At 43.5% G+C, this 16,331-nt stretch carries 15 protein-coding genes and 1 rRNA gene; 7 read left to right on the forward strand and 9 right to left on the reverse strand.

The window, feature by feature from the left end:
• Nucleotides 1-14: 14 nt before the first annotated feature.
• Nucleotides 15-126 (forward strand): 5S ribosomal RNA (gene rrf, locus BMX50_RS28435).
• A gap of 46 nt (nt 127-172) precedes the next feature.
• On the opposite strand, the gene BMX50_RS35075 is transcribed toward rrf, so the two are convergent.
• Entirely contained in the window at nt 173-304 is a 132-nt protein-coding gene (locus BMX50_RS35075; protein WP_262494050.1) for a hypothetical protein, read from the reverse strand.
• Nucleotides 305-583: 279 nt separating this feature from the next.
• Between BMX50_RS35075 and BMX50_RS34810 the strand changes: the two genes are divergently transcribed.
• The gene (locus BMX50_RS34810) at nt 584-1,411 is read left to right on the forward strand and encodes a glycine-rich domain-containing protein (protein WP_208864824.1); all 828 of its coding nucleotides are present in this window, start codon (nt 584-586) and stop codon (nt 1,409-1,411) included.
• A 12-nt stretch (nt 1,412-1,423) separates the two neighbouring features.
• Here the strand turns inward: BMX50_RS34810 and BMX50_RS28450 are convergent, their stop codons facing one another.
• The 3 genes from BMX50_RS28450 to BMX50_RS28460 form a co-directional block, all read right to left on the reverse strand.
• Nucleotides 1,424-1,723: a hypothetical protein gene (locus BMX50_RS28450; protein WP_091218835.1), complete on the reverse strand. Its 300-nt coding sequence runs from the start codon at nt 1,721-1,723 to the stop codon at nt 1,424-1,426.
• A gap of 4 nt (nt 1,724-1,727) precedes the next feature.
• Nucleotides 1,728-2,444 carry a pirin family protein gene (locus tag BMX50_RS28455; protein WP_091218838.1) on the reverse strand — a complete coding sequence of 239 codons (717 nt, stop codon included), beginning with the start codon at nt 2,442-2,444 and terminating at the stop codon, nt 1,728-1,730.
• Nucleotides 2,445-2,600: 156 nt separating this feature from the next.
• Nucleotides 2,601-3,185: a Crp/Fnr family transcriptional regulator gene (locus BMX50_RS28460; protein WP_091218841.1), complete on the reverse strand. Its 585-nt coding sequence runs from the start codon at nt 3,183-3,185 to the stop codon at nt 2,601-2,603.
• 284 nt (nt 3,186-3,469) lie between these two features.
• On the opposite strand from BMX50_RS28460, the gene BMX50_RS28465 reads away from it, so the two are divergent.
• The 5 genes from BMX50_RS28465 (at nt 3,470) to BMX50_RS28485 (ending at nt 8,832) form a co-directional block, all read left to right on the forward strand.
• Nucleotides 3,470-4,642 (forward strand): glycoside hydrolase family 172 protein, encoded by a 1,173-nt coding sequence (locus tag BMX50_RS28465; protein ID WP_208864825.1) that lies wholly within the window; start codon nt 3,470-3,472, stop codon nt 4,640-4,642.
• Nucleotides 4,642-5,493 (forward strand): fumarylacetoacetate hydrolase family protein, encoded by an 852-nt coding sequence (locus BMX50_RS28470; protein ID WP_091218848.1) that lies wholly within the window; start codon nt 4,642-4,644, stop codon nt 5,491-5,493. The genes BMX50_RS28465 and BMX50_RS28470 overlap by 1 nt, the downstream gene beginning before the upstream one ends.
• Before the next feature lie 83 nt (nt 5,494-5,576).
• Nucleotides 5,577-6,713, forward strand: a complete 1,137-nt coding sequence (locus BMX50_RS28475; RefSeq protein ID WP_208864826.1) for a DUF6786 family protein — start codon at nt 5,577-5,579, stop codon at nt 6,711-6,713.
• 33 nt (nt 6,714-6,746) lie between these two features.
• The gene (fucP, locus tag BMX50_RS28480) at nt 6,747-8,024 is read left to right on the forward strand and encodes an L-fucose:H+ symporter permease (protein ID WP_091218856.1); all 1,278 of its coding nucleotides are present in this window, start codon (nt 6,747-6,749) and stop codon (nt 8,022-8,024) included.
• Nucleotides 8,025-8,043: 19 nt separating this feature from the next.
• Nucleotides 8,044-8,832 (forward strand): SDR family oxidoreductase, encoded by a 789-nt coding sequence (locus BMX50_RS28485; protein ID WP_091218861.1) that lies wholly within the window; start codon nt 8,044-8,046, stop codon nt 8,830-8,832.
• 216 nt (nt 8,833-9,048) lie between these two features.
• On the opposite strand, the gene BMX50_RS28490 is transcribed toward BMX50_RS28485, so the two are convergent.
• The 5 genes from BMX50_RS28490 to BMX50_RS28510 all read right to left on the reverse strand — a co-directional run bounded on the left by BMX50_RS28490 (nt 9,049) and on the right by BMX50_RS28510 (nt 16,320).
• Entirely contained in the window at nt 9,049-9,828 is a 780-nt protein-coding gene (locus tag BMX50_RS28490) for a GLPGLI family protein (RefSeq protein ID WP_091219336.1), read from the reverse strand.
• A gap of 7 nt (nt 9,829-9,835) precedes the next feature.
• Complete coding sequence (locus tag BMX50_RS28495) at nt 9,836-12,640, reverse strand: outer membrane beta-barrel family protein (protein ID WP_091218864.1); 2,805 nt, start codon at nt 12,638-12,640, stop codon at nt 9,836-9,838.
• Between the two features lie 384 nt (nt 12,641-13,024).
• Entirely contained in the window at nt 13,025-14,242 is a 1,218-nt protein-coding gene (locus tag BMX50_RS28500; protein WP_091218871.1) for an ABC transporter permease, read from the reverse strand.
• 12 nt (nt 14,243-14,254) lie between these two features.
• A complete protein-coding gene (locus tag BMX50_RS28505) occupies nt 14,255-15,004 on the reverse strand; it encodes an ABC transporter ATP-binding protein (RefSeq protein ID WP_091218874.1) in 750 nt (249 codons plus the stop codon).
• Nucleotides 15,004-16,320 (reverse strand): efflux RND transporter periplasmic adaptor subunit, encoded by a 1,317-nt coding sequence (locus BMX50_RS28510; RefSeq protein ID WP_091218878.1) that lies wholly within the window; start codon nt 16,318-16,320, stop codon nt 15,004-15,006. Before BMX50_RS28510 ends, BMX50_RS28505 begins: the two co-directional genes overlap by 1 nt.
• Nucleotides 16,321-16,331: the final 11 nt, after the last annotated feature.

Genomic DNA, 16,331 nt, shown 5'->3' on the forward strand with positions numbered 1-16,331 from the left:
TAACTTAAAAACATTCAGGTGCCTATATCGGCGGTGTCTACCTCTTCCCATTCCGAACAGAGAAGTCAAGCCCGCCAGAGCCGATGGTACTGCGGTAAAACGTGGGAGAGTAGGTCGGTGCCACCCTTTATCACCTTTAATGGTGCAATAATGCAAAAGCCTTAGCTAATCACTAAGGCTTTTTGCGTTGATAACCTTTTTGCTCCTGCATATCAACGGGAAACCATTCTCTGCTCTCCATTCGCCAGTCACTAAAAACATTATTATCTCCCCATTTGTCATCCTTATTGCCTAGCCATGACATGATTAAAAATGAGTCATGCTGAGCCTGTCGAAGCATAGCGGGCAGGGTCTCTGCGCGCGACCCTTCGACAAGCTCAGGGTGACAGCCCTCTTTAATAGATATCATTTCACCTTCAAGTTGCCGGATTTAAACACTCAGGATGACAATAGGGGTAATGCTATTCAATATAGCAGTTGTTAAGGCATCATAACACCTAACTACTCACCGCTTACATTCAACCGCTCACTTATTTTTATTTGTGCATGTAATTTTGCTACCTTAGCATATATACCTAAACGTATGCTTAGCGCAGAACAAGCCACGCTTTGGCAAAAGATCCTCGATTTTCAGTTGGATGATGCTGAAGCTGCTTTTAAATTTTCGGAACGCCTCGCACGCGAAAATGGATGGACCCTCCATTATACCCTCCGGGTGATTTCCGAATATAAGAAGTTCATTTTTCTTTGTTGCGTATCTGATAAAGGTGTTACCCCATCTGATGCTGTTGACCAGGCCTGGCACTTGCATTTAACTTTTACCCGTTCGTATTGGATAGATCTTTGCCGTAACACGCTTGGTCGGGAGTTACATCACAATCCAACAAAAGGAGGCGCTGATGAGGATACTAAATATGATGAGTTTTATACAGACACTGCTTATTTATATCATCAATTTTTTGATGGGTTGCCACCTGTGGATATATGGCCCGACAATGCTAAACGTTTTATAGATATCGATTTCGAAAGAGTTAACAAAAAACGTAACTGGATAATCCGCAAGCTCGGAATTAATAAGGTATTATCGATATCACTGTTTTGGACTTTTGTTCTGCTTATAATTGCATTAAACGAGGGAGACGGTAGTCTGTTTAGTTTATGTTTTTTAGCCTTTTTTGTGGTGTTATTGATAACTATTTTTAAATGGGAAAAGGGAGACAGCGCTTATCGAAGAGATGGTGATAACAGTGGTTGTTCTCCTACCGGTGTTGACATAAATAACGGAGATGGCATAAGTCATCATGGCCACTCCGGGCATGGCTGTAATAGTGGTTGCAGTAGCCACAGTGGTTGTAGCAGTCATAGCGGATGCTCGGGGTGTTCATCATCCGGATGTGGTAGCGGGCATTGACGAATACAGTTATCAGCTTAAAGCCTCAAATATTTCGGCACTAAGCAGCCCGCTTCCACCGCCAAAATGTTGAACTATTCTAATGCCCGGTTTTTCGGCACAAAAATATTCGTTCAATTTAAGTTCCGACCTTTCATCAACTCCGCCTCCCATCAAAACCACTTTAAAGTCTTGTGTAGGGAATGCCGCAATGGCTTCCTCATCGCTGAGGCAGCCTGTTGCGTTCCAGTCAGGATTATTGTTTACCAGTCTTACTACCGTGGCCAGTATTTCGGGGTGCCGGCCAATTACCAATATCTGCGTCTTTTCCATGTTCTTAAAATTTCATTGGTACGTCTATTAATAAAAACTCAGCATCGGTACCGGCTTCAATAGTAAATTTGTCTGTATCCCAAATACCCAATGCGTCACGACTGCTTAATGTTTCGCCGTTAATGATCACTTCGCCGCTTAAAACGAACGCGTAAACACCGTTGCCTTCTTTTTTGATGGTATATTCGGCATTCACACCTTTATCAAATTTGCCTAAATGAAACCATGCATCCTGATGGATCCATACGCCGGCATCATCAGGATTGGGTGATAATACCTGCTGTAATTTATTATGACGGTCTTCAAGGTTTAATGAGATCTGATCGTAACGCGGTTCAACATTCCGTTTATTAGGATAAATCCAGATCTGTAAAAACTTAACTTCGCTCGTACGGTCAAAATTATACTCGCTATGAAAAATTCCGGTACCCGCGCTCATGGCCTGGATATCGCCATTTTTAATGACAGCTACGTTGTTCATACTGTCTTTATGCTCCAGATCGCCTTCAAGCGGAATGGATATGATTTCCATATTATCATGCGGGTGTTTGCCAAAGCCCATTCCCGGGTCAACGGTATCATCATTTAATACCCTTAAAGCTCCAAAGTTCATTCGCTGAGGATTATAATAACCTGCAAAACTGAATGATTGATAACTGTGCAGCCATCCATGGTTTGCATGTCCGCGGGTGTTAGCTTTATGTAAAATGGTTTGTGCCATGATGTGTTTCCTTTAAATTATAGCACAAATTTAAGGGGGCATTGCCCGGTGGCACTTGATGTAGGTTAAGAAATGGTGAATGGTTGATTGGGTGAGTGGAGAATAGTTATTTATGGCGCATAAACCACTGACTCATCAACTCAATCAACCATTCACCTACTTTTTCCTCACTATAACACTTTTCATCCGGCTAAAAAATTCGGGGGTTACGCCAATGTATGAGGCTATTTGTTTTTGGGGCAGATGATCTATCAACGTAGGATAACGTTTGCAAAAGTTATTATAACGTTCTTCTGCAGTTAAGCTCAGACTATCAATTAGTCGTTGCTGACTGGCTACTAAGGAGTTTTCGGTGAGGATCCTGAAAAAATGCTCAAACTTAGGGATCTGTGTATATAGTTTTTCCTGGTTTGCTTTAGAAAGCAGCAATACATCGGTATCTTCCAGTGCTTCGATATTCTGTATGCCTGGTTTCTGCGAAATGAGGCTGTACATATCGGCAATCCACCAGTCGGCAGGGGCAAAGCTGAGTACATGTTCGATGCCACTTTTATCTACCGTATATCCCCGTAAACAACCGGACGTTACAAAAGCCGAATACTTACATACCTCGCCATACGTAAGCAGAAATTGTTTGCGCTTTACTTTCTTAGGCTGAAGATAGGCCGTAAAAATTTCTTGTTCTTCGCGGGTTAAGTGAATGTGTTTTTCGAGATTGTTGAGTATCAGATCAAGCGGCATAATGCAAAAATGTGTTTTATTTGGCTCATTACCGAAGGATGGTTCATTAATCTATCCGGTTTTTTACAGGGTAAGGCATTTATTTAATAAATTTTAAATTAGCTTTATCAATCGTCAAAAAATCCATGCCAAAATATGCGCATGTTATGCTTATAAAGCGGTATGGATAGCAAAAAAATATCAATATGATTGTGAATGGCTTTTAAACAAGGCCTGAAGCATAAACAAATAAACCTGGAGCGCATTACCAATTACTGCGTTAAACGATTTTAAAGATAAGTTTTATGATGAAAAATTATTTTTTAACGATCTGCCTGTGTGTTATTGTTGCTTCGTATGTTAGTGCGCAACAGAAATTTAGCGGCCTTGACGTTGGGCTCGGAAATCTTTACCGTACGTCTGATGCCAAAACAAGATCTATTAGTCCGGAAAATTTCAACGGCGAAAAAGGTAAAGGTGGCATGGCTACTACAGGTACCGGTGCCAATGCCTCGCGCGATCTGGGGCAGACCTGGAAAGTAAGCCCAAGTGTTATCATCAAAAAACATACAACATTTACTGTTGCTGAAATCAATGGTTCGGGAGCCATACAGCATATCTGGATGACGCCGACAGGTAACTGGCGTTATTCGATACTCCGTTTTTATTGGGATGATGAAACTACACCATCTGTTGAGGTGCCGGTGGGCGATTTCTTTTGTATGGGCTGGGGTAAATATGCGCCGGTGACTTCACTGGCTGTGGCCGTAAACCCGGGCAGCGCATTTAATTGTTATTGGCCAATGCCTTTCCGAAAAAAATGCCGCATCACTATGGAGAACATTGATGATGAGGACATGGTGTTATATTACCAGGTTGATTATACCCTAACCAATGTGCCCGAAGATGCAGGTTATTTTCATGCGCAGTTTCGCCGTATAAATCCATTGCCTTATAAAAAGGATTTTGTTTTAGTAGATAGTATTCAAGGGAAAGGGCAATACGTAGGTACTTACATCGCTTATGGCTCCAACAAAAACGGCTGGTGGGGCGAAGGTGAAATCAAGTTTTTTATGGATGGAGATACCAAATTCCCTACCATCAATGGCACTGGTACCGAGGATTATTTCTGCGGATCATATGATTTTGATACCCGCCACAGGGATGCCGATGGTAAGGAGAAACCGGGCACAGAGTATACCGAGTTTTGCAGCCCTTACAGCGGTTTGCCACAGGTGATCCGTGGCGATGGGCACTATAATATTGCCCAGCGTTTTGGATTGTATCGCTGGCATATTGTTGATCCCATCCGCTTTGAAAAAAGCTTAAAAGTTACCATACAGGCATTGGGCTGGCGGCATGATGGCCGGTATATGCCTTTGCAGGACGATATTGCTTCAACGGTGTTTTGGTATCAAACCGGCGAACATGGCCCTTTCCCTAAATTTCCCTCAAAAGACGAATTGGAAGTAAACTGATGAAATTATATAAACTGGCAAAAGGCAGCTTACTGCAACATAACGGGTCATCATATATTATTGATGATGAATGGGACAAACTGATCAATCGTGATGGTTTGGCCGCTTACCTGGAATCGGTAACTACAGATACTACAGCTTTAAACGCCGAAGTAGAAAATGAACACCTAACCGGCAACATATTGCCGCCGATAGGCAACCAGGAAGTATGGGCTGCGGGAGTAACTTATTTACGGAGTAGAGACGCCCGGATGGAGGAATCAGAAACGGGGGCAAGTTTATACGATAAGGTTTATGACGCAGCCCGGCCAGAGCTTTTTTTCAAAGCGCTTGCGCATCGGGTATCCGGTCATAATGGTGAGGTTTACATCCGCAAAGATTCTGAATGGAATGTGCCCGAGCCCGAACTTACGCTGTTTGTTAACAGCAATGGTAATATCCAGGGGTATACCATTGGCAATGATATGAGTTCGCGCAGTATTGAGGGCGAAAACGCCCTGTATCTGCCGCAAGCTAAAGTATATGAAAAAAGCGCGGCGCTTGGGCCATGCCTTTATGTTACTTCATCGCCCATCCCTGGTGAAACGGTGATCAGCATGAACATTAAGCGTAAAGGTGAGTTGGTTTTTGAAGATGAAACAACGGTATCGCGTATTAAACGTTCTTTTGCCGAACTTACCGGGTATTTATACAGTGAATGTGATTTTCCTTACGGATGTTTTTTGATGACAGGCACTTGCCTTGTACCGCCGCCAAGTTTTACTTTACAAACCGGTGATGTGGTTGAGATCAGTATTGATCATATCGGAACGATGGTAAACGTGATCGGCTTAAACACTAAACATAAATAACCCGGTATATGCAGCTTTTAAAAAAGTCATGGTTAGTTTTGCTGATTAGCACTTTTGCTGCATGCACTATGTATAAACCACCTGTGAAAAAAGGAAGTTTTGAATATGACGAGGAGTTTCTGCGGAAGCGGGACGATAGTCTGATAGTTTTAAGTGACGGTGGCTTAGGAATGGTTATGGTATCTCCAAAATATCAGGGCAAGGTTTTTACTTCAACGGCTGATGGTTTAAACGGCAAAAGTTTTGGTTGGATCAAATATGAAACTTTTGATCAGAAACAGCCCGACCCGCACATGAATGCTTTTGGAGGGGAAGACCGCTTGTGGCTTGGGCCGGAAGGCGGGCAGTTTTCACTGTTCTTTAAACCCGGTACCAAAATGGAATTTGCCAACTGGCATACACCTGCTGCTGTTGATAACGAAAGCTGGGAGCTGATAGCAAAATCCGGTAAAAAGGTTTCCTTAAGCAAAAGCACACACTTGCAAAATTATGCCGGTACCAATTTATCAATTAAGCTGGAGCGTGACATCGAGATCATGGAACCCAAAGCAATACAACAATTGCTGAGTATTGATGCTGATACATCTGTAAGATCTGTTGGGTTTAACACAGTAAATTCGATCAGCAATACCGGCGACAATGCCTGGGATAAAACCACAGGTGCTCCGTGCTTATGGAATTTGGATATGTTTACGCCATCGCCCAGGGTGGTGATCGTAGTGCCGTACAATGAGAGTACTTCCGGTAAAGTAGCCACAACCAATTATTTCGGCGAGATTCCGAAAGATAGGATCACGTATAAAAACGGCATCCTGCTGTTTAAGGCAGATGGCAAAAGCAGGGGTAAATTAGGTATTCCTCCTCATCGTGCAAAAAATATGGCTGGCAGTTATGATGCCGAGAATGATGTTTTAACTATAACTATGTTTGATGTAGACAGCACCGCATCATACCTAAACCAGGAATGGAAAACGGATACGGCGCCTTACAGTGGCGATGCAGTAAATGCTTATAACGATGGCCCGCTGGCCGATGGCAAACAAATGGGGCCGTTTTATGAAATAGAAAGTGTATCGCCTGCCGCCTTCCTGAAACCGGGAGAAAAGCTTATACATAAACATAGCGTATTCCATTTTACAGGCAACAAAGCCGCATTAAATAAAATTGCATTAAAAACGCTCGGGATTTCGTTAGATGATATCTCAGCAGCATTTAAATAACAGATCAATATATAACCAACCAATAAATACTCAATGTCAAAAAACAACGCCCTGTTCGCAGTAGCATTAATTACTTCCCTGTTCTTTATCTGGGGATTTGCGCTCAATCTTAACCCGATACTAATTCCGCATTTAAAAAAGGCCTGTCAGCTTAATGATTTTCAATCGTCACTAATTGATTCGGCATCCTATATTGCTTATTTTTTATTGCCTATACCCGCAGCGCAGTTTATGAAAAAATACGGCTATAAAGGGGGGATCCTTTTAGGCCTTGTGCTTTTTGCCACCGGCGCATTTTTGTTTTACCCGGCTGCTGCTGTACGCAACTATGCGTTTTTCCTCGGTGCATTGTTCGTGGTATTTTCAGGTGCGGCTTTTTTAGAAACTGCTGCAAATCCGTACATCACTGTATTGGGCGATCCGGCCGGGGCAACAACCCGCATCAACTTTTCGCAGTCATTTAACGGACTGGCCGCAACGCTTGCCCCTTACCTGGGCGGCTTGTTTATATTATCGGGCAAAAATTTAACCGAAACCGAAACAAAAAGCATGTCGGCAACGGAACTGAACAATTATTTAAATAAAGAAGCATCATCAGTACAACTGCCTTTTATAATAATAGGTATAGTTGTATTGGTGGTTGCATTTTTGATCTATAAAACAGCCTTCCCTCCAATTGTTGAAGAAACAAGCCACGAGCTGGAAGATGATAAGCGTTCGCTGATGACCAGGATTGGTGAGCTGTTGAAAGAGAAACAATTGATGCAGGGTGTACTGGGCGAGTTTTTTTATGTAGGCGCTCAATCATGTATCAGCAGCTTTTTTATCCGCTTTTCAGAAAAGGTAGCGGGCTTTGCTGAGAAGCCGGCATCTTTCTATTTATCGATGGCTTTGCTAAGCTTTATGATCGGTCGTCTGTTAGGCACAGCGCTGATGCTGGTTATTAACCCGGTTAAACTGTTGATCACTTATGCAATTATCAATGTAGCATTATTGTTCGTGGCGGTGTCTGTACATGGTGCTTTGGCGGTATACGCTTTAATGGGCGTGTTCTTCTTTATGTCGATCATGTTCCCGACTATATTTTCGCTCAGTATCCGCGGCCTTGGTGCTAAAACCAAGTTAGGCTCATCACTGGTGATCATGGGTATTGTTGGTGGCGCTATCTTCCCGCCAATTATGGGCCGTATTTCTGATTTAACCAATATTCAAACATCTTATTTGGTGCCTGTAGTTTGCTTCGTGTATATAGGCTATTTTGCGGTGATAAATCTCAAAGTAAAAAAAGTGGAGATGGTTGCAGCTCATTAATATATCTATCATAAATAAAATGAATTTACAACTTACAGATAAGGTAATTATAGTTACCGGCGGGGCCAAAGGCATAGGCGAGGGGATAGTGAAGGTGTTAGCTTCTGAAGGCGCTATCCCGGTTATAATAGGCCGCGGAGAGGGAGATAACCTGAAAACGGTTGAAGCTGTGCAGGCAGCGGGGCATAAGGCATACCAGGTAGTAGCAGAACTTACTGATCCTAAAGCATGCGAAAACGCTGTGAATGAAGTTATAACCAAATTTGGACGCATCGACGGCTTGGTGAACAATGCCGGTGTAAATGACGGCGTTGGTTTGGAGAGCGGCGATTACGAGGGATTTATGGCCTCGCTACATAAAAACGTAGTGCACTATTACCTGATGGCGCATCACGCACTGTCCGAACTGAAAAAATCAAAAGGGGCTATCCTGAATATTACCTCAAAAACTGCCGATACCGGCCAGGGGCATACTTCGGGTTATGCGGCATCAAACGGTGGTCGTAACGCCCTTACCCGCGAGTGGGCTGTTGAACTTTTAAAATATGGTATCCGCGTAAATGCACTGGTAGTAGCCGAATGCTGGACACCGCTTTATGCCAACTGGATCAAAACCCTTCCCGATCCTCAGGCAAAGCTGAAAGAGATCGAATCAAAAATCCCGCTGGGTAACAGGATGACTACTGCCGAAGAAATTGCCAATACTGTTGCGTTTTTATTGTCGCCGGTATCAAGCCATACAACGGGTCAGTTAATCTATGTTGATGGCGGTTATGTGCATTTGGACAGGGCGCTGGCTAACGCATAAGGAATTAAATAATCATCGAATTGATCTCCCGTTTACCGTGTCTTCACGGTAAACTTACTTATAACCAAAAGCATCCGTGAGGACACGGACGCTGGGGATAAAATAAAAATATGTCATTGCGAGGAACGAAGCAATCGCACGGAAGCATAGCTGCTCTGTATAGTATGCGATTGCTTCGTTCCTCGCAATGACATGTTTTAGAAATCTGTGGATCTCCTACAAAGAAAACCCTTTCAGATACTGCTTCGCATAAGTTTCGCCCCAATCTTTCATGGCGTTTTGCAGTACAGTAAGAAAACTTTTGTTATTACCCGCTTTTCCTTTTTTAGGCGCTATGAGCGATTTCTCGTCCACCGGTTGTTCGGTAACTTTGGTTGCAAACCAGGTAATGTTTTCATGCGGTAAGGCTACGCCTAATATCATGCCGGGTAAACCATTAAACGATTCGGGACCGCCAGAAACAGGGATCTCATCGGTATAAAAAGCCACTACATAGATAGAATCAAGGATCAGGCCGTTTGCTCTGCGGCAGTTATAACCGGCAATCTCTCTGCTTTCGCCGGTTAGTTTCCATTTAATGTGCCTCGTGGTATCCTTTACCAGGAAGGTTTCCTCAAATACCTTTTTTTGGCTGGTGCTTAACCCCGTATTATAATCGGTATATATGGTGTTATTCTGTACGGCCATCGGCAGTTCGTCACCAAAATTGTTGGGGGTGTATTCCGGTTCAATGGGAGTAAACAATGTTTGATTATTGCCAAATTTTAAAGTGCTTTTCAACACCTTAAACTGCGGCTTATTTTTCTTGTACTGATCAAACATAGGTTGGTACCAGCTTTCATTATCCTTGTTGATCAGTTTTTGCAACATGGCCCACATATTTGATGATTTATCATACTCAATAGTGCCATGAAAAGTAAAGTGCTTATTGCCCTGCGCCAGCAAAAGGTTTGCGCTTAGTAGTAGTAGGGTTGTTAAGGTTAAAATCTTTTTCATGATAGGTTTATTTTTTAGGTGCGCCGCCTCCAACTTTGTTAAAATCCCAGGTTAGCGAGAACATAAAATATCTTCTGATGGTAGTATAACGCTCCTGGGTAAGCACATTGGCTGATCCGGTGCGGTTATAGCCGGTATTTTGATTGAGCAGGTCATTACCTGAAATGGTAGCTTTCAAGGCATCTTTCATGAACGTTCTTGATACATTGGCATTAAGGAGAAACCTTCTGAAATCTTGCGGGAATGATTTTGTCGGCGCATTATAAGTATAGTTTCCGTCCGATCCGATCTGGAATTTGCCTGGCAGATAGATATTAAATCCTCCGTTAGCATTAAACCCGCGACCATTATTATTCAATACGGTGTTAAGCGATGATGAGTTGATAGTATACGTAGGTCCCGCCGAAATCCAGGCATCGTATTTCTTTTCCTTGTATTTAGATAGCCTGATGCTGCCCGAATAACTGTACGATTTGGTTTCGTTTAGTACATTGTTCGAAAGGTTATAATAAGTATTGCCGTTGCCATAAATTTCAAGTCCGGCGTTGATACCTATACCCGGAACTTTCCTTTCGAAATAACTATTAACCCAAAAGTTGCTGGTTGATTTATTTTTAAGGTTTGATGACTGGTAAGTACTGATACCGGTAGTAGTATCGCGCATAACGTTACTTACAATCGGGTTACTGGTAGTTGAGTATGACCCGCTGATCCAGATATACTGGTTACTGATCACCTTGTATGAATTATAGCTGATGTTGTACCTGTTGGTAAACGAGGGCTTTAATCCGGCGTTACCTACCTGTATGTTTAGTGGGTCGGTATTTATTCTCACTGGCTGGATCTGGTCGATATTGGGCTGCGTGGTGTTACCGTTGTAGCTCAACCTCAAGCTTGATTGCTTGGTAAATTTATATTGAAAAGAAGCCTGAGGGTACCAGTTGGTAAAATTGCGTACCAGGTCAGAAAATCGTCCGAGTTCATCAACCTGTTTAAACCTTACACCGGCTACCTTGGTACCGATGTTGAACGAGTATTTTTGTTTTTGCAGGTTAAATACAGCGCCTCCCTGGTTTGAAAGCTGGTTCAGTTTGTAGTCGCTGCTGTAAATGCTGTCGAGCATATTGTAAGGCCCGCTACCTGCATCTTTGTTAAACGTGCGCCTGTCGGCAGTTGAATTGTTTACAGCTAAAGCGTAGCTAATGGCAAGGGTGAAATCCTTTGCTAACGGCTCGGTATAGGTAATGTTGGTATTGATATTGGTGCTTTTGGTTTTATTTACCTTGTATTGATCAATAGTGTCTGGCTTATTTATAGCAGTGCCAACCGAATCATAAAACTGAGTGTGTGATTTTAAGAAACCTTTAGAGTCGCTTTCGTTAAAGGCTGTTCTTAGATTTACCGATAACGTACGACTTTTCTTCTTAAATTTTTTGGTATAAAACGCGTTTGCATTAAATACCTTGCCGTCAACGTCGGCGGTGTTTTCACGATCATTGCTGTTAATGAAACTGCCGTCTAAACGACGAGTTTGCGTGGCAAAATTGCTGCGGGTGTTGCTGTTTCTTAAAGTACCATCGGCAGTAATTTTCAGGTTCTGCATCGAATCGATCTTCAACTGGTAGTTTACATCCAGTTTTTGGCGGAACATGTAGTTATGATTCGTCTGATCGCTGTTAACGTTTGATATGTTGCCCGGGAAGTTATTTTGCTGTTGGGTGTTTTTGGTGCCATCAACAGTAAGCGAGCCTATTTTATAGTTGGTATTAATGGATTCTTTATCATTATTCCATTTGGTGTCATAGTGGGCCCCGCCGGTACGGGCTACAGGTTTGCCTTCACCATTATACCTGCCATCAAAGCTGTCAAGGTCATCGCCACCGCCGAAGATATAAAAACCGCCGTCGTCGCCAAATTCCATGCCGCCACCGCCTCCGTATTTGTTGTTATCTTCCCAGCCTAAACCTGTTTTGCCGGTGTTGCCAAGGGTACCGTAAACAGAAAATTTCTGTTTGCCTTTAAAGCGGTTAAATAAGGCCTGTCCCTGGTAATAGCCGTCGGTACCTATGCCTCCGTCAAGTTTGCCGAAATAGCCATTCTTTTTATCTTCTTTGAGTTTAATGTTGATGGTTTTGTCTTTCACGCCGTCATCAATGCCTGTAAACGCAGCCTGATCACTTTTTTTATCATAAAGCTGTACCTTATCCACCATATCGGCACGCAGGTTTTTGGTAACCAGGGTAGGGTCATCACCAAAGAACTCTTCGCCATCTACCAGTACTTTTTTTACCGTTTGTCCTTGCGCGGTGATCTTGCCGTCTTTATCTACCTCAATGCCTGGTAGTTGTTTCAGCAGATCTTCAACTTTTGAGTTAGGCTGAATATTGTAGGCAGCCGGGTTAAACTCGGTGGTATCTCCCTTAATTTTAATGGCTGCCGCTTTTCCTTTTACAATAACTTCCTGTAAAAGGCGCTCTTTAAGCAACATGCTGATCCGGCCAAAATTATGGGTGGTGTGCGCCGAATCTAAGGTAAAGCGTTCAACAAAGTCGGCATATCCGGGATAGGTTGCCAATACAATGAACTTGCCTTTGCTTAAGTTGTTAATAGCAAATGTACCATCCTCTTTAACACGGATAAATTTCTGAAGGATAGAATCTTTAGCAGTAATAACGCTGATGCTGGCGTTTGCCAATTTCGAATTTGAAACGGTATCGGCTATCGTTCCTTTAATGCTGTAATTGGCTTGTTGGGCTGATAAGTTTACTGCGCCCATTAGAAATAGCAGTATTCCAATAATTGTGACTTTCATAAGGTAGATTATGAAAGCCAAAATATAACTAAATGGTTAGTTATGCAAGCGATTTAACATTTTATACTGTAGATTTAACATTTTATCGCCAAAATTTAACATTTGGTCGCGGTTGGATGTGTTAAAACACTTGATAATAGCATAACGCAGACCGGCCGGAGGCCGGGTGATAGTTGTCACTTGCGAGAGGCGAACGGCTGCATTATTAATTTTATGTCATTGCGAGGAGGAACGACGAAGCAATCTCGTAGGTATGCAGATCGGCGATGCTTGCGTGCAGTTGCCACGCTGCGCTCAATGACATAGTTTTATAAATCCTCGCCGCTGCTCGGCGCCAGCCGAGTGGCAACTATCTCACGGCCTCTGGCCGCCGATTATTACTTTTTATTCATATCGCAACGCCTCAATAGGATCCAACCTCGCCGCCTTTTGCGCCGGGTAGTATCCAAAAAAGATCCCCGTAATAGCACAAACCACAAACGATAACATCACAGATGATTCGGATACGATAGTTGGCCACGATAAAGTAAGCGTAACCAGGTTTGACGATACAATTCCCAATATCACGCCAATAATGCCGCCAGTGATACTGATCAGGATGGCCTCCATCAAAAATTGAAGCATAATATCTTTTCCGCGGGCACCGATAGACATACGCAGACCAATCTCACGCGTGCGTTCCGTTACCGAAACGTACATGATATTCATGATGCCAATACCACCTATTACTAACGAAATACCTGCAATTACGGTTAGCAGCACTGTAAGTAAACCACTGGTTGAGCTTAAGGTATTGATCAGTTCGGCCTGTGTACGAACGGTAAAATCATTATCCTCGCTATCGCGCAAACGGTGCGAGTCGCGGAGGATTTGTGTCATTTCTGATACGGCTGCGTCGGTTACCTGTTCGTTGGCTGCAGAGGCGTAAATGTTTTGATAATAGATAGTTGCCAGGATCCTTTTTTGGATAGTGGTATAAGGTGCTATCAGGATGTCGTCCTGATCCTGTCCAAAAGCGTTTTGCCCCTTTGGATTGAGTATGCCGATGATTTGAAAAGGGATCTTATTAAAGCGAATTACTTTTCCTATCGGGTTTTCGCCGTTAGGAAACAGGTTGTCGATAACTGTTTGCCCTATCAAACAAACCTTTGCCGATGTAAGCACATCCTGTTCGGTAAAGGCAATACCATCTTTTAAACTCAGCTTGCGGATATCCAGATAGTCAGGGCTGACGCCTTGTATGGTTGTTGGCCAGTTCAGGGCACCGTTAATTGCCTGCCCTTTTGACGTTATTGAAGGTGAGAGCTCGGTAATATATTGCGCTTTTTGCAAGGCGGTAATATCTTTTTGTGTGAGGGTTTGAAAGCTTGAACCTGCAATGCGCACGCCTCCATTAAGGTTACTGCTTGGTAACACGGTGATCATGTTTGAGCCCATGCTCGATAACTGGTCATGAATGCTTTGTTTTGATCCCTGCCCAATAGCTACCATTGCTATAACCGACGCCACACCGATGATGATACCGAGCATGGTTAAAAAGGCCCGCAATTTGTTACGTTGCAGAGCTTTGTAAGCTATCCGGATCAGGTTAAATAAATTCATGGTTGCTTCGCTTTAATAGTCGTCAGAAATGGGTAAACCTGCAAGCACCTCTTTTGCCGATCGCTGATTGGCATTTGGGGTATCCTTCTGGATCCTGCCATCGCGCAATTGTATGGTACGGCTGCTGAAGGATGCTATATCTGGCTCGTGCGTTACAAACACAATGGTTTTACCCTGCTGTGAGTTGAGTTCCTGCATTAGCGACATGATTTCGTATGACGTGCGGCTGTCCAGGTTACCCGTTGCCTCATCGGCCAAAATCATTACCGGTTCATTCACCAGTGCCCGGGCTATGGCCACGCGTTGCTGCTGCCCGCCCGAAAGCTGGCTTGGTGTATGATCTAATCGTTCGGCCAGTTTTACAGCCTCCAGCGCATGGATGGCCCTTTCGCGGCGTTCGCTTACACTAATCTCCCTGTTGTATAGCAGCGGTAATTCTACATTTTCTAATGCTGATGTACGCGGGAGCAGGTTATATGCCTGAAAAACGAAACCTATTTTACGGTTACGAAGTTGCGCCAATTCATCGCGCGATAGCTTTTTCACATCTACGCCATCCAAAAAATAATCGCCTATTGAAGGTTTATCCAAACAGCCTAAAATATTAAGCAGGGTGGTTTTACCGCTACCACTGCTTCCCATAATGGTTACAAACTCACCGGCCTCTACCTCGAATGAAATCCCTTTAAGCGCCCGTACGGTTTCGCTTCCCATCTGAAACTCCCGTTTCAGCTCGCGGATGTCTAAGATTTTTTTGCTCATTACCGGCGTCCTCCCCCTCCGCTACGTGGCCTTTGCGGCATAAACGGACTACCGGTTGATTTAGCAGTCGCCGTTGAAGAACCTGAAGCCCCGCCGGTAATACCAGTGATCACCGCATCATCGGCAGTTAAACCTGATAAAACTTCAACCTGGGTATTGTCATTCAATCCGGTCTGGATCTTTTTGCGCACTATCTTTTTACCCAGTAATACCCATACTATGGCCGTTTGTTTATTAACGCCGCTGCTGTCTTTTCTGCTTTTGGCAGTATGTATAGCAGCCGTGTTATCACCGGTTCCGCCATTGCCTGTAGTATTATTTCCGCCCTGGCCTCCGCTTCTTTTTTTATTCCCTTTGTGCCCCACTTTACCTACTATCTCATAATCTTTCATTAATGCAGAATCGGGCGCAAAGCTTAAAGCTTTGGCGGGGATAAGCAGCGCGTTGTTAATTTCTTTGGTGTAAATGATGATACTGGCGGTCATGCCCGGCTTCAGCTTCATGTCATCGTTGGGGGCATTGATAATGGTGGTGTAAGTAACCACATTTGAGGAGACTGAAGGATGTAACCTGATATCCTCAACGGTACCCGCAAACTGATCATTAATAAAAGCATCAACCGTAAATGAAGCCCTGTTGCCTGCTTTTACATCTCCTATATCAGCTTCGTCTACATTGGCTTCAACCTCCATCTTCGTGATGTCTTTAGCAAGTACAAACAGGGTGGGGGTACTGAAACTTGCTGCAACGGTTTGCCCTACACTTACGTTACGATTAAGCACTACACCATCAATCGGCGAATAAATATCCGCATATGATAAATTCTTTTGAGCTGACCGTACTTGCGCCTCGGCGCTTTTAACCTGGGCCTTTGCAGCGTTCAATGTATTCAGCGCTGTATCATAATCGGCCTTGCTGATGGCATCGGTTTTAAAAAGCAGGTTTTGCCTGCCGAAGTTGTTTTGTGCAAATACCAGCTGGCTTTGGGCATTAAGTAATGTTCCTTTTGCCTGATCAAGTGTGGCCTGTAACAGCGATTTGTCGAGTTCGGCAATGAGTTGCCCTTTTTTAACCTTGGAGTTAAAATCGGCATAAACATATTTGATAATGCCCGATACCTGCGTACCTACAGTAACGGTATCAACCGGTTCAATGCGGCCTGTGGCGGTTACACTTTGGGCTATATAGCCTTTTGTTGGTTTTTGAGTTTGCAACACAATGGGCTCTTCCTTTTTCCTGATGAACAGGAACCAGATGAGCACCAGCGCCACCACTATGCCTGCAATAATGAGTATCTTTTTATAACTGCTTTTCATGATAACCGATA

The sequence above is a fragment of the Mucilaginibacter gossypiicola genome (assembly GCF_900110105.1).
In the GTDB taxonomy this organism is placed as follows: domain Bacteria; phylum Bacteroidota; class Bacteroidia; order Sphingobacteriales; family Sphingobacteriaceae; genus Mucilaginibacter; species Mucilaginibacter gossypiicola.